Genomic DNA, 21377 nt, shown 5'->3' on the forward strand with positions numbered 1-21377 from the left:
GACTTTCCGGATATAAGAGGATATGGCAAACGTGCTGACATCTCAGTGCAGTCAGATCAGATGGACGTCCAATTGGTTGAATTGATCGTCAAGCGCGTCGGATTACGCGGATGCCAAATTCACTTGCTGCGTGACGTGGGACATGTCGGTCGATAACTAAGCGCGCTTTTCTCCAATCGACGCGACCCCGAGAACGTCCAGCACCTTGGCTTCGATATGTTCGGCATTCATGCCCGCTGCCGTATACATATCTGCGGGGTTTGCGTGGTCGATGAAAACATCCGGTAAAACCATCGAGCGATACTTTAACCCGTGATCAAATATGCCTTCATCGGCCAGCAGTTGTGCGACATGACTGCCGAAACCACCGATCGCGCCTTCTTCGATGGTGATCAGAGCTTCGTGATCGGCGGCCAGATCCAGGATCAGATCGCGATCGAGGGGTTTGGCAAATCGGGCATCGGCGATGGTAGGGGTGATGCCCTTGGCCGATAATGCCTCGGCGGCCTTCTGAACCTCGGCCAATCGGGTGCCAAAGGACAACAAGGCCACGCGCGCGCCCTTCTGGATCAATCGGCCTTTGCCGATTTCAAGAATCTCACCACGCTCCGGAAGATCGACTCCAACGCCCTCACCGCGCGGATAGCGGAAGGCAATCGGGCCATCGTTGTGTGCGGCCGCAGTGGCCACCATATGCATCAATTCAGCCTCATCCGCAGCTGCCATGACGACCATACCGGGCAGGTTGGACAGGTATGCAACGTCGAAAGATCCGGCATGGGTCGCCCCGTCGGCACCCACCAGCCCGGCACGGTCGATCGCAAAGCGCACTGGCAGACGTTGGATCGCCACGTCATGCACAACCTGATCATAGCCACGCTGCAGGAAGGTGGAATACATCGCACAGAATGGCTTCATCCCCCCAGCGGCCAACGCTGCAGAGAAGGTCACGCCATGCTGCTCAGCGATGGCCACATCGAAACAGCGCGACGGATAGCGTTCGGCAAACAGGTTCAACCCGGTGCCATCTGGCATCGCCGCGGTAACGGCCACGATCTTGTCGTCACGGGATGCTTCATCAACCAGAGACTTGCCGAAGACTGACGTATAAGACGGCGCATTGGAGGGTGTTTTCTTCTGCTCGCCTGTGACCACGTCGAATTTAGCCGTCGCATGCCCTTTGTCGCGGGCCTGTTCAGCCGGGGCATAGCCTTTGCCCTTTTTTGTCAGCACATGGATCAGAATCGGGCCAGTTGCCCGCGCCTTGACCGTGCGCAGAACCGGCAGCAACTGGGCAAGGTCATGCCCGTCGATGGGGCCGAGATAGGAAAAGCCCAGCTCCTCGAACAATGTGCCGCCAACAGCCATGCCTTTCAGCATTTCCTTGGCGCGCTTTGCGCCCTCGCGGAAAGGTTCGGGCAGTAGGGACACCGCGCCTTTGGCGGCGGCTTTTAGATCGTGAAAGGGTTCTTCCGCATAGATCCGCGACAGGTAATTGGACAGGGCTCCAACCGGCGGTGCAATGCTCATCTCATTGTCGTTCAGAATAACGATCAGGCGCTTCTTCAGGTGGCCCGCGTTGTTCATCGCTTCAAACGCCATCCCCGCAGACATCGATCCATCCCCGATGACGGCAATCGCATCGCCCAACCCTTCGGGGGTGACGCCTCCCAGATCGCGCGCAACTGCAAACCCCAAGGCTGCACTGATCGAGGTCGAGCTGTGTGCCGCCCCGAACGGGTCATACGGGCTCTCGCTGCGTTTAGTAAAGCCGCTGAGGCCATCCTTCATGCGCAACGTACGGATACGGTCGCGCCGTTCGGTTAGGATCTTGTGCGGGTAACACTGGTGCCCAACATCCCAGATGATCTTGTCGCGTGGCGTGTCAAACACAGCGTGCAGGGCTGTCGTCAGCTCGACCACACCCAAGCCTGCACCCAAATGCCCGCCTGTGACGGACACCGCCGAAATAGTCTCGGTCCGCAATTCCTGTGCCACCTGATGCAATTGAGCGTCCGAGAACTGCTTGAGATCCGCCGGGCGGTTCACAAGATCCAGCAAAGGCGTATTCGGGCGTTCAGACATTTGGCACGTTCCTGGCTTAGCTGTCCCGGGCAATAACGAAGCGGGCGGCGTCCTTCAAGGTTTCAGCCTTGGGGCCATATCCATCAAGCGCCGCGCAGGCCTGATCCACCAGATCAGTGGCACGGGTCTTGGCGGCTTCCAGTCCCAACAGAGAAACAAATGTTGCCTTCCCTGCCGCGGCATCTTTTTGCAGGCGCTTGCCCGCCTTTTCGGAGTCACCCTCGATATCCAAGATGTCATCGGCAATTTGAAAAGCAAGGCCAAGGGCTTGGGCATATTGGCGCAAGGGTTCGGGATCGTCCTCTGCCAAGCGCGCTCCGGCGCAGGCAGACCACTCGATCAACGCACCGGTTTTGCCCGATTGCAGGCGGGTGATGTCGGAAAGATTCAAGGGGTCCAGGGCGGTCTCGGCTGCAACATCCAATGCCTGACCCAGTACCATCCCCTGAGCGCCACTGGCTGTGGCCAAAGTCAAAGCCAAGTGAGCACGAATTTCAGCGGTTCCGACCTCGGTCCGGGTACACAGTTCAAACGCCAATGCCTGCAGCGCATCCCCGGCCAGCAGAGCGGTGCCTTCGTCCCATTTCATATGCACGGTCGGGCGTCCGCGCCGCAGGTCGTCATCATCCATACAAGGCAGATCATCGTGAACCAGCGAATAGGCGTGTAGCGCCTCGATGCCTGTGGCTGGCCAGATCGCGCGCGCCTCATCGATGGCATGCAACCGGGCGCTTTCCAGTACAAGAAACCCGCGCAGCCGCTTACCGCCCTGAGTGGCATACCCCATCGCCCGAGTCACATTCAGATCATCCAGATCGCGCAGAACCAGATCGAACTGTCCCTGAATGCGCGCCGCATCCTGCGCCAGTCTTTCGCGAAACATTTACTGGCCTTCGACAGGTGTCGTCCCGGTCGGCTGACCATTGGTATCCAGAGTGATCGCCGCGACCTTTTCTTCGGCGCGCTTCAACTCATCCTCGCAGCGTTTCTTCAGTGCCGCACCACGTTCATAAAGCGCGATAGACTGATCCAGCGCCACGTCACCACGCTCCAGCTGGCCAACAACGGCCTCAAGCTCTTTCATCGCCTGTTCAAATGTCATCTGCTCAACGGGGGTATCGGTCATCGGGCTGCCTTCATCAGTTCTTCCACATGGGCGCGCGTTGCATCGGCCAGCGCGTTCAGATCATACCCGCCTTCCAGAGTCGAGACGATACGGCCCTCACAAACCTCACCGGCAATCTTGCAGAGCTCAGCTGTGATCCAGGCGAAATCGCCGGTCGACCAATTCAGATTGGCCAGCGGATCGTCCTGATGCGCGTCAAACCCGGCCGAGATGATGATCAGTTCCGGCTTGAACGCTCGCAGACGCGGAAAGGCCTGTGTTTCATAGGCGGCCCGCATCTCGGCCCCACCGGTGCCGGGGGCCAGCGGGATGTTCAGCACCGTGTCATACGCACCGGATTCATCCGGCCGCCCTGATCCGGGCCACAGTGGCATTTGCTGGCTGGTGATCACCAGTGCGCGCCGTTCGTCCCACAGCAGATCCTGTGTGCCATTGCCGTGATGCACATCGAAATCGACCACGGCGACCCGCTTTACCCCATGATGATCCAAGGCGTGTTTGGCGGCCAGCGCCGCATTGCCAAACAGGCAAAACCCCATCGCGGTTTCTTTTTCTGCGTGATGCCCCGGCGGACGGATTGCACAGAACGCATTTGGCGCCTCGCCGCCCAGCACCATATCCACCGCACGCACTGCTGCCCCAGCCGCACGATAGGCCGCATCGACCGACCCGGGAGACATGAACGTATCACCATCAATCTGGGCGAACCCGTCGTTTGGCCGGCTGCCTCGTATGTCCCGAATGTGACTTTCGGGGTGGACGCGCATCAAATCATCATCTGCGGCCAGCGGTGCCGTGATCCTGTTCAGCTCCAAAGGTTCCAATGCGTGCAAAATATGCTCCAACCGGGCCACCCGTTCGGGATGTCCTGTTGGTGTCACATGCCCAAGGCAATCCGCGTGGGTCAAAAGGGCTGTTTTCATCGGAATCCCTTGTTCATCTGGCCAAAAATATCCTCGCCGAAGGCTTGAAAACGCCGCGCAGCGGCACTGTTAATCTGGCGCCAACATGTAACCGGCGCCCCGTACAGTTTGCAGATAACGCGGCTGTTTCGGGTCCTGTTCGATCTTACGGCGCAAGCGTGTGATCTGAACATCCACGGCGCGTTCCTGCGCCTGCCCCTTGTCGCGCCCAAGATCTTCGACCAGCTTTGCCCGGCTAATCGGTTCTCCGGGCTGTGCCGAGAAGATCTTCATCAACTGGCTTTCGGTAGCTGTCAGGCGCACCGGGTCCTCGCCCTGCCACATCTCACCACGTTCGATGTCATACCGGATCGGCCCGAGGGTTAGGATCTTTGTTGTTGCATCCTGTGCGGGTGTTTCAGGCATCCGCCGCAGGATCGCATTGATACGCAACAACAGCTCTTTTGGCTCGAAGGGTTTGGCCAGATAGTCATCTGCTCCCGCTTCAAGGCCGGCGATCCGATGCTCGGTTTCGCCACGTGCCGTCAACAACAGGATCGGCGTTGTGCTTGTTTCGCGCAGCGCGCGGGTCAGGCTGACACCGTCTTCGCCGGGCATCATCACGTCCATAACGATCAGATCAAAATCCAACCCCGACAAGACCCGACGCGCATGTGCCGCATCCCGTGCCGCCGTGACCAGAAACTCATTTCGCATCAAGAACTTCTTGAGCAGATCGCGGATGCGCTCATCATCATCCACTATCAGCAGGTGGGCGTCCATGTTGCTCATGAGGTTGTGTCCCGAAGTTTCGTGTAGGCATGACGCATATCAGCATCCATCATTGCTTCAAGCACTTTGCGGAATCCGGCAACCGCTTCGGGGCCTGCGTCTTTGTAGGCCGCACGCATGCGCGCGCGCTGCGCGTCCGATAGCTGTGCTTCCAATGCCCGTCCGTTTTCGGTCAGAAACAAATGGCGTTCGCGCTTGTCGACGGTTCCAACACGGCTTTCGACGAGGCCGTCTTCGATCAACGTTCTGAGAACTCTGTTCAGCGACTGTTTTGTAACGCCCAGAATGGCCAAAAGATTGTTGACCGTTGTACCGGGTGCGCGGTTGATAAAATGGATCGCCCGATGGTGCGCGCGACCATAGGCCAGTTCGGCCAGGATGCGGTCTGGATCAGCGGTAAATCCTCGGTAGGCAAAGAACATCGCCTCGATCCCTTGTCGCAATTGCTCATCTGTCAAAAACAACAAGCTTTCGCCACCAAACAAAGGGGCTGGGCGGATGTCGGACATATCATGCCTCATTCGTTACACGGGTTTGACTTTATGTCAGCGTTATTGACATTCCAAGAGCGCACAGGTATCGAATCGCAGTTTTTGCGTAACTTTATGACCATTTCGGACCTAAATAGCGCAATAATCGGAAATTCAACCCGGTTCAGGAGGTTTCGCATGGCGGGGTATGACGATCGTGACGGTGTCATCTGGATGGATGGCGAACTGGTGCCCTGGCGGGACGCCAACGTGCATCTCCTGTCCCACGCGATGCACTACGCGTCCTCCGTGTTCGAAGGCGAGCGCGCCTATAACGGCAAGATCTTCAAGAGCCGCGCGCATTCGGAACGGCTGATCGCATCGGCTGAGGCTTTGGATATGCCAATGCCATATACGATTGATCAGATCGAAGCTGCAAAGGAAGAAGCTTTGAAAGCCAGTGGGCTGCAAGACGCTTATGTGCGCGCGCTTGTCTGGCGCGGGTCGGGTGAAGATATGGGCGTGGCTTCGGCCAAGAACCCGGTCCGCATGGCAGTCGCGGTTTGGCCATGGGGAGCGTATTATGGTGATGCCAAGATGCAGGGCGCCAAGCTGGACATTGCAGAATGGAAGCGGCCCAGCCCGGAAACGATCCCGGTGCATGCCAAGGCGGCGGGACTGTATATGATCTGCACGATCTCGAAACATAAGGCCGAGGCCAAAGGGTGTTCGGACGCTTTGTTCATGGACTACCGCGGATATGTGGCCGAAGCGACGGGCGCCAATGTGTTCTTCGTGAAAGATGGTGAGGTGCATACCCCGCTGGCCGATTGCTTCCTAAATGGCATCACCCGCCAGACCGTGATCCAGATGCTGAAAGACAAAGGCATCAACGTGATCGAGCGTCACATCATGCCCGAGGAAATGGCTGGTTTCGAACAATGCTGGCTGACCGGCACTGCGGCCGAAGTTACGCCCGTTGGACAAATCGGCGACTACACTTTTGAAGTGGGCGAGTTGACTCGTGAAATCGCCGGTGATTACGAAAAGCTCGTTCGCAGCTAAGACCACGATCGGATAATTAGAATTTGAGCCGCCGTTTCTTAACCGGCGGCTCACTTTGGTTCGATAATCTCAATGCACTTTGCTTTTTGGCGTTACAGTCTGACCAGCAATCCGCCCAAACCAATCTGCGCTCAAGTTGCTCTTTGGTCGCATTTTTAGGCTTGAAAATCCCGACAAAAATAATCAGTTATATATCAACGCTGGATGATCTAGCATTTGGCATTGAGTTTCGAGGCGGTTTGCGCGCTTAGCGCAGGATATGGTGAGAGCACGCCGCCGCCTCGGAAACGAATTGAAGATTGGGCTGCCGCAGGGACGAAAGGGTCAGAAATGGGCGATCCGCTTGACGAAATCATTTCCCGGCACGATGCGGCCACGTCGTGTGGATGTTCGTGTTGCGACGACGATTTCGCGGCTTATGCCGAGCAGAAGAAGCGCGCGCTTGCGATCGAGGAGCCCACGGCGAACGCGACACTGCCTGAAAGTGCTGCCAGTCGGCGCGGATCGGTGCGGTATATCTTTGAAACAGTGCTGGCGGAATCAAGCACCAAAGACGGGTGATCGACGTCGACAAGGCATTTACGTCGATCTATTGACCCTTTAGTAATCCACGCCGCGCTGGGCCTTGATCCCGGATTTGAAAGGGTGCTTTTCTTCGGTCATTTCTGTCACCAGATCGGCATAATCCCGAAGCTCTTGTGGCGCGTCACGTCCCGTCAGGAAGACACTCGTTCGGTCGGATCGCGCATTTAGACCTTCCATCACTTGCTCAACCGACAAGTATTCATAGCGCAACGCTATGTTGATCTCGTCCAAGACAACCAGATCATATTCGCCGCTTGCCATCAGATTACAGGCCTTGTCGAAGGCCGCATTGGCGGCCGCGATATCACGCTCGCGATCCTGCGTGTCCCAGGTAAAGCCTTCGCCCATTGTGTGCCAGGTCACCAGATCACGCTCTTGGAAAAAGCGCCGCTCGCCGGTTTTCCATTTGCCTTTGATGAACTGCACAACAGCGACCTTCTGACCCCAGCCCAATGCACGGATCACAACGCCAAACGCGGCCGAGGATTTGCCTTTGCCTTTACCGGTATTGATCAGAATCAGACCACGTCCCGGGTCGACGGCCTCGGACACTTTTTTGCGGTGCTTGGCCTGCACCTTTTGCATCTTATCCTTGTGATCCTGCGCGTCGCTCATGGGGCACCCTCTTTGACTGTTGCGCCCAACCTAGGGGAAGTTCGCAAAAGGTAAAGTCACGCTTTGGGGTCTGTGACGGATCGCGCCTTGCCGCGTTCCAGCCCCAGCTGGTGTTCGCGCCAAATCACCACCACGTTGCCGGTAATCACCAATGCAGCCCCGATCAGGATGGCAATTGTCGGCAGTTCGTCGAACCAAATATAGCCGATAACAATGGCAAATAGCATGGTGGTGTAGTCGTAGGGTGCAAGCATAGACGCCTGTCCAAACCGATAAGACGAGGTCACGAGGATCTGGGCAACACCGCCGGTCAATCCGACCGCGATCAAGATCGTCGCCTGCTCCCATGTGGGCATGGTCCAGCCCCAAAAAGCCGTCAGCCCCGACAGCAGCGTTCCAGTGACGCAAAAATAGAAAACAATGGCGGCCGGATGATCCACCTGTACCAGTTGCCGAATATGGATTTGCACAAACGACCGGGCAATCGTCGCCGCCAAAACACAGAGCGCACCAATCGTGGCAGCTGTTTCCATTTCTGTGCTGCCAAGGCGCGGCCAGACCATGATCAGAACGCCAAACAGGCCCAGGGCGACGGCCCCGATACGGATCATGCGGATACGTTCGCCCAACATCACCGCCGCCAGAATCAGGGTGAAGATGGGGGTGGCATACCCAATTGCAGTGACCTCGGGCAGCGGCAGCAGGCTGAGCCCGGTGAAGGTCAGGCCCATGGCGGTTGTTCCTAAGACCCCGCGCCAGAAATGGCCCATCGGTTTCTTGACGACAAAGCCTTGCGCCAATTCTCCGCGAGCAATCAGCCAGATGATGATGATTGGAATGGCGAACAACGACCGGAAGAACACCAGCTCACCGGGCGGGAAATCCTCGGACAGCACCTTGACCAAAGCCGACATCGACGTGAACAGAAACAGGGCGCTGAGTTTCAGCGTCACGGCCAGGACCGGTCGATGCGATGTTAAGGATTTTGCCATTGGCGGGACCCTGCGCCTTTGAAGGGGAAAGATCAACGGGTCGGATCAGGGATCGACCCATGTTTGTGGCAAAGGGCTGCCGATCTCGTCCGCCAGTTCCTGCAGATAGCGGATCATCCAGCTGGTTCTGTGCTGCGCAAGCCGTTTGCCACCTTCAGTCAGCATGTCCTGTTGCAGGTTCAGCAGTTTGACCTTCCAGTGATCGATAGAGAATTGAAGATCATCCAGCGCGCGATTTTCGGCAAACGGGTCGGCTGGATCGTAGAGCATCCGCCCCAGCGCGCCTGACACCAAAAACGTGCGAGCCATCCCTATCGCACCCAGCGCATCCAGCCGGTCTGCATCTCGCAGAATACGGGCCGTGGGGGTTTCCGGTTGCATTTTGGCCGAGAAACTGTGGGCTTCGATCGCGTGTTGCACGACCTGAATATCTGCAGTCCGAAAGCCCAATTCAGCCAGAATAGGCTCTGATTCCTCTGCAGATTTGCGGGATGCCAAATGGCGGTCAGGGTGGTCCTTGGGCAGGTTTACCAGATCATGCAGATAGCTGGCGGCCAGCAATACTACCATGTCCGCATGATCGTCGGCGATCGACTGAGCATTGACCCAGACCCGATCCAGATGTGCAAGATCATGGGCAGGATCGGTCTGCATCCGCTGCATGACAACCGCACGCAGCCGGGTGCGCAGATCAGCCAATATGCCCACGATTCTCGCCGATCTGACCACGGTGCAGCAGCAGGTGGTCCAGGATGACGCAGGCCATCATCGCCTCGCCCACCGGAACCGCGCGAATACCGACGCAAGGATCATGACGGCCCTTGGTGATGATCTCGGTCTCTTCTCCGGATTTGGTGATGGTCTTGCGCGTGGTAAGGATGGATGAGGTCGGTTTCACCGCAAAGCGCACAACAACATCCTGCCCCGTGGAAATTCCACCCAGTATGCCACCAGAGTGGTTTGAGCTGTATTGAGGCCCGTCCTGACCCATGAAGATCTCGTCTGCGTTGGCCTCACCCGTAAGCTCGGCTGCGGCCATACCTTCACCGATTTCAACGCCTTTGACGGCGTTGATCGACATCATCGCAGCGGCCAAATCAGTGTCTAACTTGGCATAAACTGGCGCACCAATGCCGGCGGGAACACCTCGGGCGACCACCTCGACTATGGCACCAACGGAATTGCCTGACTTACGCAGGCCATCCAGATACGTGGCCCAATCCTCGGCGGCCTTGGCGTCCGGGGTCCAGAATGGATTCTGTTCGATCTGAGACCAGTCGAAGTTTTCGCGGTCGATCCTATGCGGTCCGATCTGGCTCATGTACCCGGTGATCCGAACATTCGGAGCGATCTGCTTGATCGCCTCGCGCGCCAGCCCTCCGGCGGCAACGCGCGACGCGGTTTCCCGGGCTGAGCTGCGCCCGCCACCGCGATAATCACGGATACCGTATTTCTGCCAGTAGGTGATATCTGCATGACCCGGACGGAACTTGTCCATGATGTCACCATAGTCCTTCGAGCGTTGATCGGTGTTTTCGATCATTAGCTGCACGGGCGTGCCGGTTGTTTGGCCTTCAAACACGCCGGACATGATTTTCACGGCGTCGGCCTCGCGGCGCTGCGTCGTGAATTTGTTCTGCCCCGGTTTACGCTTGTCCAACCAGTGCTGGATCATGGCTTCGTCGATTTTCACACCCGGAGGGCAGCCATCGACAGTGGCGCCCAACGCCGGTCCGTGGCTTTCGCCCCAGGTGGTGACGCGGAATAGATGGCCAAAACTGTTCATCGACATAAGGCATGCTCCTTTGAGCGTCGTGATTAGCGGGGAGAGACCTTGTCCTCAAGCGGATTTGCGTTTGACTTGCGATGTAGCGCCGCCCGGTGGGCGGCGCGATGGAGTATTTTCGAAAAGATGAAGATCAGGCGGCTCGCGACAGCGAGATGCGTGTCTCTGTGATCTTCAGCGCAGCTTGGGCCGCTTCGCGTCCCTTTTCGATGAAATGCGCGCGATAGATCGCGTTGTGGTGGGCCGTTTCCTGATACTGGTGCGGGGTCAACGAGACCGACAGAACGGGAATACCCGTGTCGAGCCCTGCACGCATCAGCCCATCGACCACTGCCTTGGCCACAAAATCGTGCCGGTAGATGCCGCCATCCACGACGAAGGCGGCACAGGCGACAGCGTCGTAGCGCCCGGTCTGGGCCAGATCGCGGGCCAGCAGGGGCATCTCGAACGCGCCGGGGACGTCGAATACATCAACCTGTTCGGCTGGTATGAGCTCCTGAAATCCGTCAAGCGCGCGGTCAACGATATCGGAATGCCAATTGGCTTTAACAAAAGCATAGCGGGTGTGTGTCATCATGATCTCCTTTCGCGGTTTGGTGGCCTGCTGGGGTCGCGAAAACCGGTTTCCACTTTTCGCTGCCTGCATGGCATGACACGTCACCCAAGGCGATCACGAGCAGATACGCCACATCACCGGCGCTCTGCGCGTTCTCTTTCATCCGGACTGTAACCGTCGGCTCTGGCATCTCACCAGATCTGCTTGTCACCCCTAATACCCGGGCCGCTCGCGGGCTTACGGATCACAGTCCGCATACCGCCGGTGGGGAATTTCGCCCCGCCCTGAGAACAGAGAGAACCTTGCCAAGGTGCCACCGGTTCTGCAAGAGATTTTGTCAGGAGAATAGCCATGCACCCCAACCCCGCCTTCCGCGCCGACGAGCGCGCTCGTCATATTGCGTTCGCACGGGATCGCGCCTTTGGCGTTCTGGCTTTGTCGACCGAGGACGCACCGGCTCTGAGTCACGTTCCGTTTCTGCTGACCGAGGATGGATTGCAGGCCGACCTACATCTGGCGCGCTCGAATCCTATCGTGAGGATGCTGAAACGGCCACAAACTGTACGGATCGCGGTGTCGGGTCCGGATGGGTACGTTTCGCCAGATTGGTATGAGATCGCGGATCAGGTTCCGACCTGGAACTATGTTGCGGTGCATTTGACCGGCCAGCTTGAGCAGTTGCCGCATGACGCGTTGCTGGATCTGCTGGATCGGCAGTCGGCCTTCTACGAAGAGCGACTGCTGCCCAAACCCCCATGGACCACTGGAAAGATGTCCGACGAAGCCTTGGCCAGAATGATGCGCATGATCGTCCCGTGCCGGATGCGGGTCGATGACATTCAGGGGACATGGAAGCTGAACCAGAACAAAACGGACGAAGTGCGTCTTCGGGCGGCCGATCAGATGTACGCGCACGGTTTTGGGGGCGAACAGGAACAGCTGGCCACGTTGATGCGCAAGACGTGACCAACGCCGGTGCGGGAAACCGTCCTACTGGGAGTTGAACGTGGCAAGAAAGGCCGCGATGTCTTCGGCACCCTTTTTTAACTTGACACTCATGTTGGGGCGGGCTGTTTCGTCATCCAGATAGGTTTTGATGAATTCGATCGGGCCTTCGGAATAGTCGGCGATGTTTGCCTCGGTCCAGACGAGCCCTGCTTCGCCGGCGCGGATCATGTCATCGGTGAACATACCAATCGGCAGCCGGTCGCTTCCATAGCGATAGTCAACCTCGGATCCGGCAACGCGGCCGACGACACCAAAGAGATTCGGTCCGGTTATTCCGCCTTTCACCAGAACCTCGCCGTCCTTGATGATGGCATGGCAGGACGAACATCGGTTGTAGAGCTTTTCACCTTTAGCCGGATCACCAGATGCTATGGCTTGGGTGGAAAGGGCTGACATGAACAAGACTGCGATCAAATTGACCTTTGACATTGGGTTTCTCCTGAAAGGAGTTCGCGCGCAGCTGACTTACTTGCGATCGCGCAAAAAGTGCAACAGGAAACCGCTGCAGAAAAATATCTATTTAAAAATAATGATTTAAGACGGTAGTTTCTTCCCAAGGTAGAAAGGAACTACGGAATAAGCGGGAGGCTAGCCAGAATGGCCGCAAATTGTCTGAATACCGTCACGCCGCCTAAAAAGATGCTGAGCCGGAGTCGCAACATGGGTCGAATCAGCACCGTTCCATTCGCTGCGGCTAAAAAAGATGTGGCTGCGAGACATCAAAAAAAACCCGTTGCGGCGTGACATAATGCCCAGATGCGGCGTATTGCGCATTTAAGAGCGCTAGACGAACTCTATTCTCCCCGATAGATAGCGCGGTTAAGACGCCGCATTCGTGCGGTGCGCGAGCTATTTGCCCGTTCGCGGGCGCCAGAAAATCGGAGATAACCTCGTGTCCCACGCAGAAGACCACGAAGGCACCCGCAGAGATTTCCTCTACTACGTCGCTGGCGGCGCAGGTGTCGTAGCAACGGGGGCCGTCGTCTGGCCCTTGGTGAATCAGATGAACCCCTCGGCGGACGTGCAGGCGATGTCCTCGATCCGTCAGGATGTCAGCGGGGTCGAGCCGGGTACGCAGCTGACCGTGAAATGGTTGGGTAAGCCCGTCTTTATCCGTCACCGCACCGGCGTCGAAATTCAGGAAGCAGCGCAGCAGGACGAAGAAGGGCTTGCCGCTCTGCCCGATCCGCTGGCGCGTAACGCGAACCTGAACGCTGATGCACCGGCAACCGATGCCAACCGCGTCATGCCCTCGCCCGAAGGCGAAGCGCCCGGCGCTTGGATCGTTCAGATGGGTGTTTGTACCCACCTGGGCTGTGTGCCTCTGGGTGATGCCGGTGATTTTGGCGGTTGGTTCTGCCCCTGCCACGGCTCGCACTACGACCTGGCCGGCCGTATCCGCAAAGGCCCAGCGCCTGAAAACCTGCCAATTCCGCCCGTAGAATGGGTGGACGCCTCCACCATCAAACTCGGCTAAGGGAGACCCAGATGTCCGGAATTCCCCACGATCATTACGAGCCGAAGACAAACGGCGAGAAATGGCTGCACAGCCGCCTGCCCATCGTTGGCCTGCTGTATGACACCCTTATGATCCCGACCCCCAAGAACCTGAATTGGATGTGGATCTGGGGCATCGTCCTGACGTTCTGTCTGGCGCTGCAAATCGTCACCGGTATCGTTCTGGTGATGCACTATACCCCGCATGTTGATCTGGCCTTTGCCAGCATCGAACACATCATGCGCAACGTGAATGGCGGCTACATGATCCGCTATCTGCACATGAATGGCGCGTCGCTGTTCTTTGTGGCGGTTTATATCCATATCTTCCGTGGTCTCTTCTACGGCTCCTACAAAGCCCCGCGTGAAATCACATGGATCATCGGGATGCTCATCTATCTGATGATGATGGGCACCGCATTCATGGGCTATGTTCTGCCCTGGGGTCAGATGTCCTTCTGGGGCGCGACCGTGATCACCGGTCTGTTTGGCGCTATCCCGTTTGTGGGTGAAGCGATCCAGACGTGGTTGCTGGGCGGACCCGCCGTGGATAATGCCACGCTGAACCGTTTCTTCTCGCTGCACTACCTGCTGCCGTTCATCATCGCGGCGCTGGTGGTCGTGCACATCTGGGCCTTCCACACCACGGGCAACAACAACCCTACGGGTGTTGAGGTGCGTCGTGGCTCAAAGGCGGATGCTGAAAAAGATACGCTGCCCTTCTGGCCCTACTTCGTGATCAAGGACCTGTTTGCGCTGGCGGTCATTCTGGTCGTGTTCTGGGCCATCGTTGGCTACATGCCGAACTATCTGGGCCACCCGGATAACTATATCGAAGCCAACCCGCTGGTCACGCCTGCGCATATCGTCCCCGAATGGTACTTCCTTCCGTTCTACGCGATCCTGCGGGCCTTCACCGGCGAAGTCTGGGTCGTGCAGATCGCAAGCTTTGTCACCGGTGGTATCGTCGACGCCAAGTTCTTTGGTGTTCTGGCGATGTTCGGTGCGATCCTGGCAATGGCGCTGGCACCCTGGCTGGACACATCCAGCGTGCGTTCGGGCAAGTACCGCCCGATGTTCAAATGGTGGTTCTACCTGCTGATCGTCGACTTCTTTGCCCTGATGTGGCTGGGTGCGATGCCTGCCGAGGAGCCCTATGCGACCTTCTCATTGATCGCATCGGCCTACTGGTTTGGTTACTTCTTTGTGATCCTGCCACTTTTGGGTGTGATCGAGAAACCCGAGGTTCCGCCGGAAACCATCGAAGAAGACTTCAACGCGCATTATGGCAAGGCTGACGCTGACGCCACGCCGGCCGAGTAAGAAGAGGGACCGGAAACCATGTTCAAGAAACTTGCAATCGGTGCCGCGTTTGCCATCGCCCTTACCCCTGCTGCGTCTTACGCAGCGGGCGGCGGCGAGCAGCATGTCGAGGATTTCCACTTTTCTTTCGAAGGGCCTTTTGGCACTTGGGATCAGAACCAGCTGCAGCGCGGTCTACAGATCTATACCGAGGTCTGCGCAGCGTGCCACGGCCTGCAATATGTTCCCCTGCGTGACCTCGAAGCGTTGGGTTACTCAGAAGAGCAGGTCATCGCATATGCGGCAGACAACTTCGAAGTGTTTGACCCTGAGTTGGATGATTTCCGTCCAGCCATCCCAACCGATCACTTCCCTGCCAACAACGGTGTTGGGGCGCCGGACCTGAGCCTGATGGCCAAAGCCCGCGCTGGATTCCATGGACCTTACGGTCTGGGGATCAATCAACTGGTTAAAGGCATGGGGGGCGCGGAATATGTCGCGTCTTTGCTTGACGGTTACACCGGCGAGGAAAAGGAAGAAGCAGGCACGATCCTGTACGAAAACAAAGCCTTCCCCGGTGGCTGGATATCAATGGCGCCTCCGTTGTCGGATGAGCAGCTTGATTTCGCTGACGGTCATGCCAATACGGTTGAGGCCATGTCAGAAGACGTGTCGGCCTTCCTGATGTGGGCGGCTGAGCCGAAGCTGATGGATCGTAAAAACGCGGGTTTTGTCGGCGTAATCTTCCTGACCGTACTCTCGGTCCTGCTGTACCTTGTCAACAAGCGTCTGTGGGCGCCGGTCAAAGGCCGCAAACACTAAGGTCTTTCCGAGATCTTAATTCTAAGACCCCCGCACCTGATGGTGGCGGGGGTTTTTTTGTGGTTGGGCTGAGGGGTCAGCCCCCTCTTGGCCTGCGGCCAATTCACCCCCGGGATACTTTTGGACCAGATGAAGGGGCGGCTTTCGTTCAGGCCTTTAGCTGTGTCGCGTTAGTTCCTGAGATCTTAGCTGTCACGACCTGCCCCTCGGTTTGCGGCGCGTCAAATGTGACTTCTGAGAACTGCTCGGTTCGGCCCATATGGGGGTTTTCCATCAAGATGTGATGGGTCTTGCCGATTTGGGCCTGCAGATGCTTGGTAACCTGTGCCCCCCCCGCAGCGCGCAAACGAGCAGCACGGTCTTTGATCACGTTGCCATTGACCTGCTGGGGAATGCGCGCCGCAGGTGTGCCCTCACGTTTGGAGTAGGGAAAGACGTGCAGCCAGGTCAGATCGCATTCGGTGATAAGCTTCAGCGAGTTTTCAAAATGGGCACCGGATTCGGTTGGGAAGCCAGCAATAATATCGGCTCCGAATGTCATTTCCGGTCGCAGCTTGCGCGCCTCTTCAGTGAATCGGATGGCGTCATCGCGCAAATGGCGGCGCTTCATGCGTTTGAGGATCAGGTCATCGCCATGTTGCAGGGACAAGTGTAGGTGAGGCATCAGCCGCGGTTCGGTCGCGATGGCATGCATCAGGTTGTCGTCCACCTCGATCGAGTCGATTGAACTGATGCGCAGGCGCGGCAGGTCGGGCACCAGCTTGAGGATACGCATGACCAGATCGCCAAGTTTTGGCTGTGTAGGCAGGTCTGCGCCCCAGGACGTCAGGTCTACGCCGGTCAGCACGACCTCATTATAGCCTCGGTCTACCAGGCGCTTGATCTGATCCACCACCACGCCGGCAGGGACGCTGCGCGAGTTGCCACGGCCATAGGGGATGATGCAGAAGGTGCATCGGTGGTCACAGCCGTTCTGAACCTGCACATAGGCACGGGACCGGGTGCCGAAACCGTCTATCAGATGACCCGCCGTTTCCGTGACTGACATGATGTCATCGACCTGAACAGCCTCGGTCTCGCCAATGAAGTCTGCGGTCATACCTTTCCAGGTCTCGGGCTGCATCTTCTCGGTATTACCGATGACCGCATCAACCTCATCCATTTGCGAAAATGTTTGTGGTTCGGTCTGGGCTGCGCAGCCGGTGACGATCAGGCGTGCATCCGGGTTTTCCCGACGCAGTTTACGAATCTCTTGTCTGGCTTTGCGAACAGCCTCGGCAGTCACGGCGCAGGTGTTTACGATAACCGCATCCCGCAAACCTGCCTGTTGCGACAGCTCCTTCATCGCCTCGGTCTCGTAGGCGTTCAGGCGGCAGCCCAGGGTCGTGAATTTGGGCGCGTTCATCGCACGGAGTCCAGGAATTCCGCCGTCAGCGTGCCCGAGAACACGTGGCAGGTGGGACCGGTCATCCAGACGCCATCCTCGCGCCAGTCAACCCAGATTGTGCCGCCATCCAGTTCGATCTGAACTTTCCGCCCGGTCAGGCCCTTACGGGCAGCCGCCACAGCCGTCGCGCAGGAAGACGAGCCAGAGGCAAGCGTGATTCCCACGCCGCGCTCCCAGACGCGCATGCGAATATGGTCGGGGCCAATGATCTGTGCAACCTGAACGTTGGTGCGTTCCGGATAGAGAGGATGATATTCGTATCGCGCACCGAATTCAGCCAACGGAATGGCCTCGGCATCTTCGACAAAGTACGTGCAATGCGGATTGCCCATGCCCGTCGCCGTCGGCCCGCCCTCAATCGGCAGTTCTAGTGTGTCCACCTCTTCAGCCAATGGGATTTCGTGCCAGTTTAGCTGCGGTTCACCCATATTGACCGAGGTCAGCCCGTCACCAGCATCTTTGGCAAGCAGCGTTCCCCGTTCGGTTGTCAGAGTCAGTTCGGATTTCCCGGTCTCGTCCATTAGAACGCGGGCGATGCACCGGGTGGCGTTTCCACAAGCGGCCGAGGTTGAACCGTCAGAATTATAAAACACAAGATGCGCGTCAGCTGCGGCGCCGTTTTCTATGACGGCCAGCTGATCGAATCCCACGCCAAACTGCCGGTGCCCAATTCCTCTGGCCAGCGTCGGCGTAATCGGTGCCGCATGCGCGCGCGCATCCACAATGACAAAGTCATTGCCTAGCCCGTGCATCTTCATAAAGGGCAATCCGGTGTCGTATGCTTGTGGCATGGCGGGCATATAACGTCGTGCGTAAGATGAATCCACCCTGTCGCGTAGATTCCTTAAAAAAGGGGTTGACCCCTCGGTATCACCTGCCTAATTAGGCCGCCTATCGGGACGCTTGAAACACTGATTGTGATGGCGAAACGAGGTGCAAAATAAGGACTTGAACCCAGTTGGGCAATTGTCTTAGAGAGCGCCACGGATCGAACAGATCCAGAAAAGAGTGGGCCGTTAGCTCAGTTGGTAGAGCAACTGACTTTTAATCAGTGGGTCGCAGGTTCGAATCCTGCACGGCTCACCACTTTTTCTAATGAAAGATGACACGAAGTTTGTCTCTTTTGACAGGAGTCTGTCGCTTTTTAGCGCAGATCAGTAGAATTTGCACATCGCGGGTTTTGTGTGTGCCGCGGATTTTGGCGCTCTCGATAGTATTCAGACAAAACCGCGTTCATAGCTGACCATTTGCCAACTGTTCTCGTTTCTATGCAGTCTTCCCGAATCCCAAGTAGTCCGCTGGCACTTTGTCAGTGAGCCAAACGCCGTTGTCGGCGCAATAGAACAGAAACCCGTCCTCAAACATTCGTTGCGCCTCAACTCTTAGGACGACTGGTTTTCCGTGTCTTTGGCCGACGCGTTCAGCCGTGTCAGGATCCAAAGAGAGGTGAACTTGATGACGACGCCCAGGGTTTAGTCCGTCTGAGAATATTGCATCCAGATTTGCACTGGCTGTGCCGTGGTATAGCTCGTCAGGCGGACATCGCGGTTCTAGGCCCAGGTCCACATTGACTGAGTGACCTTGAGCTGCCCTGATCCGCAAGCCATCCTCGGACAGAGTAAAGCGCTTCTTATCGTTGTTTTCGACAAGCTGAATAAGTTCGTCGCGGCTTAGCTTGCGATTGGCTTTCTTCAGCTTCCGCAACAGATCATCAATACGAACCCAACCATGCTGATCAAGCTGAAGACCGATCTCTTCAGGTTTATGCCGAAGCACTAAGCTCAAGAATTTGCTTTCTCTACTCATCGATGAATTGCTTCACATACTGGTTTGTTTGGCTCTTACCACGAAGCCTGGCTGTTAGGAATTGAATAGGTGGATCCACACATCAGTGCATACCTGGCTTCCCGCTCTGATTGGTTTACCGTGTCACCCGCCGACACTTCGCACACTAATAGCAAGCTATTTTTGGTGACCTAGAATCTTCTGAAAAGTGTTTTGGAACCAAAGTAATGTGGGCGGACTAAGCCTTACTGAAGCACCTCAATCTCATCTTCGGTAAACCAGCCGCGCTTCATAATGGCATCTTGTGCGGCATTCGTGTCGTCGGAGTAGTACACAACAGCTAGGCTCTCCTCTGCTCGACTGCAGGTCACGTAGAATATCCGCGCATTGAAAGAACTGCTCGAAGAGCGAGACAGGCAGCGTACTCAGAAGCGTCGGCTAGAAGACAACTCTGGGACATATGTGCCCGGCGAATGGGAATATGTTGAGGCATTGCACCAAGTCAGATTTTCCGACGCCCAGGTTGCAATGCTCAAAGCCCTTACAATCGCGGGCAAGGAAGGTTTGACCATCGGTCAACTCACGAGCACCGCAGAGTATAAATCTCGCGAAACCGCCGTTAAAGCGTTCAAAAATACTGGGTTAATGATTGCAGAATATCTGGAAATAGAGCTCATTGAGACCGGAGCCGCGCGTGGAAATGGCCTAGCTCAGGTGGTCGCCTACTCTCACATCTGCAATAGTGACGAACCTGCTACCTGGATCATGCATCCGGAGTTGCGAAATGCGGTTCGTGCGGTCTTGGGAATCCGATCCAACGCTTGAAAGGATACCTTACGATCCATGCTTGAGAAAAAACCTTACCCGATTGAGCGAATCTATGTTCCTGTGAGACGAGCGAAAACACTGGATCAGCAAAGAGTCTTAGAACTAGCAAAGGACATATTGAAGAACGGCCAAAGGACTCCAATCCAACTGCGCATTGACGATAAGCGGTTTGTTTTGATTGAAGGCCTTCATCGTCTGGAGGCCATTCGAGCTCTCGGTGGCGATACAATAGAAGCATATCTCGTGCGCGCGAGGATGCACTGAGGAGCATGTTTGTTCGGAATTTGGCAACTCATAAGACTTCGTCAGATAGTATTGACGGTCTTTCAGGGTCTCCAACGCAATTAATGGCTGTTTGGTCGAACTTCGGAAATGGCCGCCTAACCCGACAACCCGCCGAATGCACCAGCAGCGATCAATTTGCGGCACAAAGGATACTAAGGGTCCTTGTGAACCGACCGAACTCGTCGCAGAGAATAACCGCAAGGAGCCCAGTACCGACGTTTCTTCGCAACTCTACAAAGACCATTTCAATGCGGAGGAACAAGCTGGTTCGGAAAACACTGGCGCGGTGCGAATAGCAGTTTCAATGCTGGTGAACGGTCAGTTAGCGTACCGTCACTTTGATTTTGGTTCCTGCAACTTCAATCGTCTCTCGACCTTTCTTTTTCGCGGTAAATATGACCTCAACCGCTGGAGTCCATCCGCCACACGTTCGACTTTTCGTCACGCCCCACTTTCCGTTGCTTAAGATACCAAGCTTTGTGTTTCGTGTTCGGTTTGGATCGACGTTGTTTGGTCGGCTACCGCACTCGCCTCTGTATCCATTCACTACAACAGATTGCCCGACTTTCAGGTCAACTGATCTATGCGTGGGAATTTTAGTGTTCGGATCGGCGCTAACAACTGAACCAAGTATCACGCAAACTAAGACAATGGTGCGGAACATGAACCTTCCTCCAATTAGCCAGTCCACAATAAGAAGGCTCGTCATTCGGTCAAACATAAAGGCTATGACCTGCCCACCGCAACGCAGGCGGTCGCGATATGCTTTGAGTCTGATGGAGCGGGAGGAGATATCCCGGGGGCTTGTCGCACGGCAGTCGCTTCGTTCAATCGCCCAAAGTCTGAACCTGTCGCCGTCGACGATCAGCCGAGAGGTTCGCAGGAACGGCGGACGTCAAACCTATCGTGCGGCCCGCTCAGACCAGCGCGCGTGGGACTGCGCAGCGCGGCCTAAGTAGTGTAAGCTCTCGTTCAACGATCCTTTGTGCCACTTGATTGCGCGCAAGCTGCGCCGGAAATGGTCACCTCAGCAGATCGCTGGTTGGCTCAAGCGCAAGCATCCTGACCAAGAGGAAAGCCGTGTGAGCCACGAAACGATCTACCGCAGTCTTTATGTTTAAACCCGTGGTGTTTTGAAGAAGGAATTGCAGGAATGCCTACGCAGTCCCCGTGCCATCTCAACCTTCCTTCGGAGCTTCATCGAGATTTCGTATTGCTCGGTTTTGGCAATGTCGCGGGCGACCTGGCGGGCGTCTTCGTGTTCTTCGCGGGTTATCTTGCGCGCGTCTGCGTTGGGGGAGCACTTGGGCTTAATCGTCATACTCACAGCATCGGCCATTTAGGCTAGATGGTTTTGAATTCGCACACCGCCCAGAGCGGACCTTGGACCCGCATACCCATCGCTGCAGCGCGGCCTGTCGTACCAGCC

26 protein-coding genes, 1 tRNA gene, 2 pseudogenes and 1 riboswitch are annotated in these 21377 nt (G+C 56.6%); of the genes and pseudogenes, 12 read left to right on the top strand and 17 right to left on the bottom strand.

The window, feature by feature from the left end; all coding sequences use genetic code 11:
• Positions 1–156: 156 nt before the first annotated feature.
• The 6 genes from dxs to Q1B13_RS23875 all read right to left on the bottom strand — a co-directional run bounded on the left by dxs (position 157) and on the right by Q1B13_RS23875 (position 5414).
• A complete protein-coding gene (gene dxs / locus Q1B13_RS23850) occupies positions 157–2085 on the bottom strand; it encodes a 1-deoxy-D-xylulose-5-phosphate synthase (RefSeq protein WP_299085012.1) in 1929 nt (642 codons plus the stop codon).
• A gap of 16 nt (positions 2086–2101) precedes the next feature.
• A complete protein-coding gene (locus Q1B13_RS23855; protein WP_299085009.1) occupies positions 2102–2968 on the bottom strand; it encodes a polyprenyl synthetase family protein in 867 nt (288 codons plus the stop codon).
• Positions 2969–3211 carry an exodeoxyribonuclease VII small subunit gene (locus Q1B13_RS23860; protein WP_298937910.1) on the bottom strand — a complete coding sequence of 81 codons (243 nt, stop codon included), beginning with the start codon at positions 3209–3211 and terminating at the stop codon, positions 2969–2971.
• The gene (locus tag Q1B13_RS23865; RefSeq protein ID WP_299085006.1) at positions 3208–4134 is read right to left on the bottom strand and encodes a histone deacetylase family protein; all 927 of its coding nucleotides are present in this window, start codon (positions 4132–4134) and stop codon (positions 3208–3210) included. Before Q1B13_RS23865 ends, Q1B13_RS23860 begins: the two co-directional genes overlap by 4 nt.
• Positions 4135–4203: 69 nt before the next feature.
• Positions 4204–4905 (bottom strand): response regulator, encoded by a 702-nt coding sequence (locus Q1B13_RS23870; protein ID WP_299085003.1) that lies wholly within the window; start codon positions 4903–4905, stop codon positions 4204–4206.
• Positions 4902–5414 (bottom strand): MarR family transcriptional regulator, encoded by a 513-nt coding sequence (locus Q1B13_RS23875; protein ID WP_298937913.1) that lies wholly within the window; start codon positions 5412–5414, stop codon positions 4902–4904. The genes Q1B13_RS23870 and Q1B13_RS23875 overlap by 4 nt, the downstream gene beginning before the upstream one ends.
• A 159-nt stretch (positions 5415–5573) precedes the next feature.
• Here Q1B13_RS23875 and Q1B13_RS23880 point away from each other — a divergent pair, with 159 nt between their 5' ends.
• From Q1B13_RS23880 to Q1B13_RS23890, 3 genes are all read left to right on the top strand, one after another.
• On the top strand, positions 5574–6440 hold the full coding sequence (locus tag Q1B13_RS23880; protein ID WP_299085000.1) for a branched-chain amino acid aminotransferase: 867 nt from the start codon (positions 5574–5576) through the stop codon (positions 6438–6440).
• Between the two features lie 23 nt (positions 6441–6463).
• A complete protein-coding gene (locus tag Q1B13_RS23885) occupies positions 6464–6691 on the top strand; it encodes a hypothetical protein (RefSeq protein WP_299084997.1) in 228 nt (75 codons plus the stop codon).
• Between the two features lie 79 nt (positions 6692–6770).
• Positions 6771–7001 carry a hypothetical protein gene (locus Q1B13_RS23890; RefSeq protein ID WP_299084994.1) on the top strand — a complete coding sequence of 77 codons (231 nt, stop codon included), beginning with the start codon at positions 6771–6773 and terminating at the stop codon, positions 6999–7001.
• A gap of 39 nt (positions 7002–7040) precedes the next feature.
• Here Q1B13_RS23890 and cobO read toward each other — a convergent pair whose 3' ends face one another.
• The 5 genes from cobO to Q1B13_RS23915 form a co-directional block, all read right to left on the bottom strand.
• Positions 7041–7640, bottom strand: a complete 600-nt coding sequence (gene cobO, locus Q1B13_RS23895) for a cob(I)yrinic acid a,c-diamide adenosyltransferase (RefSeq protein ID WP_298937916.1) — start codon at positions 7638–7640, stop codon at positions 7041–7043.
• Positions 7641–7696: 56 nt separating this feature from the next.
• Positions 7697–8632, bottom strand: coding sequence for a DMT family transporter (locus Q1B13_RS23900; RefSeq protein ID WP_298937917.1), 936 nt, complete (start codon positions 8630–8632; stop codon positions 7697–7699).
• Positions 8633–8677: 45 nt separating this feature from the next.
• Entirely contained in the window at positions 8678–9340 is a 663-nt protein-coding gene (locus Q1B13_RS23905) for an HD domain-containing protein (RefSeq protein WP_299084992.1), read from the bottom strand.
• Positions 9324–10424, bottom strand: a complete 1101-nt coding sequence (gene aroC, locus Q1B13_RS23910) for a chorismate synthase (protein WP_299084989.1) — start codon at positions 10422–10424, stop codon at positions 9324–9326. The genes Q1B13_RS23905 and aroC overlap by 17 nt, the downstream gene beginning before the upstream one ends.
• Positions 10425–10551: 127 nt before the next feature.
• Entirely contained in the window at positions 10552–10995 is a 444-nt protein-coding gene (locus Q1B13_RS23915; RefSeq protein WP_299084986.1) for a 6,7-dimethyl-8-ribityllumazine synthase, read from the bottom strand.
• Positions 10996–11121: 126 nt separating this feature from the next.
• Positions 11122–11270: riboswitch (FMN riboswitch) on the bottom strand.
• A 55-nt stretch (positions 11271–11325) separates the two neighbouring features.
• Here Q1B13_RS23915 and Q1B13_RS23920 point away from each other — a divergent pair.
• The gene (locus tag Q1B13_RS23920) at positions 11326–11940 is read left to right on the top strand and encodes an FMN-binding negative transcriptional regulator (protein WP_299084983.1); all 615 of its coding nucleotides are present in this window, start codon (positions 11326–11328) and stop codon (positions 11938–11940) included.
• Between the two features lie 24 nt (positions 11941–11964).
• Here Q1B13_RS23920 and Q1B13_RS23925 read toward each other — a convergent pair whose 3' ends face one another.
• Complete coding sequence (locus Q1B13_RS23925; RefSeq protein WP_299084980.1) at positions 11965–12411, bottom strand: cytochrome C; 447 nt, start codon at positions 12409–12411, stop codon at positions 11965–11967.
• 463 nt (positions 12412–12874) lie between these two features.
• Between Q1B13_RS23925 and petA the strand changes: the two genes are divergently transcribed.
• Genes petA through Q1B13_RS23940 form a run of 3 tightly spaced genes read left to right on the top strand, consistent with a single transcriptional unit; the run spans position 12875 to position 15603 of the window.
• Positions 12875–13459: a ubiquinol-cytochrome c reductase iron-sulfur subunit gene (gene petA, locus Q1B13_RS23930; RefSeq protein WP_299084977.1), complete on the top strand. Its 585-nt coding sequence runs from the start codon at positions 12875–12877 to the stop codon at positions 13457–13459.
• 11 nt (positions 13460–13470) lie between these two features.
• On the top strand, positions 13471–14802 hold the full coding sequence (petB, locus tag Q1B13_RS23935; protein WP_299084974.1) for a cytochrome b: 1332 nt from the start codon (positions 13471–13473) through the stop codon (positions 14800–14802).
• Between the two features lie 18 nt (positions 14803–14820).
• Positions 14821–15603 (top strand): cytochrome c1, encoded by a 783-nt coding sequence (locus tag Q1B13_RS23940; RefSeq protein WP_299084971.1) that lies wholly within the window; start codon positions 14821–14823, stop codon positions 15601–15603.
• A gap of 148 nt (positions 15604–15751) precedes the next feature.
• On the opposite strand, the gene mtaB is transcribed toward Q1B13_RS23940, so the two are convergent.
• Both mtaB and dapF read right to left on the bottom strand, forming a co-directional pair.
• Positions 15752–17008 (bottom strand): tRNA (N(6)-L-threonylcarbamoyladenosine(37)-C(2))-methylthiotransferase MtaB, encoded by a 1257-nt coding sequence (mtaB, locus tag Q1B13_RS23945; RefSeq protein WP_299084969.1) that lies wholly within the window; start codon positions 17006–17008, stop codon positions 15752–15754.
• Positions 17005–17850, bottom strand: coding sequence for a diaminopimelate epimerase (gene dapF / locus Q1B13_RS23950; protein ID WP_299084966.1), 846 nt, complete (start codon positions 17848–17850; stop codon positions 17005–17007). Before dapF ends, mtaB begins: the two co-directional genes overlap by 4 nt.
• 210 nt (positions 17851–18060) lie before the next feature.
• Here dapF and Q1B13_RS23955 point away from each other — a divergent pair.
• Positions 18061–18136 (top strand) — tRNA-Lys (locus Q1B13_RS23955).
• A gap of 180 nt (positions 18137–18316) precedes the next feature.
• Here the strand turns inward: Q1B13_RS23955 and Q1B13_RS23960 are convergent.
• Both Q1B13_RS23960 and Q1B13_RS23965 read right to left on the bottom strand, forming a co-directional pair.
• A complete protein-coding gene (locus tag Q1B13_RS23960; RefSeq protein ID WP_299084963.1) occupies positions 18317–18856 on the bottom strand; it encodes an RNA 2'-phosphotransferase in 540 nt (179 codons plus the stop codon).
• A 224-nt stretch (positions 18857–19080) separates the two neighbouring features.
• Positions 19081–19206 carry a hypothetical protein gene (locus Q1B13_RS23965; protein WP_299084960.1) on the bottom strand — a complete coding sequence of 42 codons (126 nt, stop codon included), beginning with the start codon at positions 19204–19206 and terminating at the stop codon, positions 19081–19083.
• Positions 19207–19222: 16 nt separating this feature from the next.
• On the opposite strand from Q1B13_RS23965, the gene Q1B13_RS23970 reads away from it, so the two are divergent.
• The 4 genes and pseudogenes from Q1B13_RS23970 to Q1B13_RS23985 all read left to right on the top strand — a co-directional run.
• Positions 19223–19660, top strand: coding sequence for a hypothetical protein (locus Q1B13_RS23970; protein ID WP_299084958.1), 438 nt, complete (start codon positions 19223–19225; stop codon positions 19658–19660).
• Between the two features lie 18 nt (positions 19661–19678).
• Positions 19679–19927, top strand: coding sequence for a ParB N-terminal domain-containing protein (locus tag Q1B13_RS23975; protein ID WP_299084955.1), 249 nt, complete (start codon positions 19679–19681; stop codon positions 19925–19927).
• 136 nt (positions 19928–20063) lie between these two features.
• Positions 20064–20414, top strand: a complete 351-nt coding sequence (locus Q1B13_RS23980) for a hypothetical protein (protein ID WP_299800615.1) — start codon at positions 20064–20066, stop codon at positions 20412–20414.
• 271 nt (positions 20415–20685) lie between these two features.
• Positions 20686–21066 (top strand): annotated as a pseudogene (locus Q1B13_RS23985) (transposase); the annotation flags it as partial.
• Between the two features lie 56 nt (positions 21067–21122).
• Here Q1B13_RS23985 and Q1B13_RS23990 read toward each other — a convergent pair.
• Positions 21123–21260: pseudogene (locus Q1B13_RS23990) on the bottom strand (IS5/IS1182 family transposase); the annotation flags it as partial.
• Between the last annotated feature and the right edge of the window lie 117 nt (positions 21261–21377).

Origin of the sequence: uncultured Ruegeria sp. (genome assembly GCF_947489545.1) — a bacterium.
Lineage (GTDB): Bacteria > Pseudomonadota > Alphaproteobacteria > Rhodobacterales > Rhodobacteraceae > Ruegeria.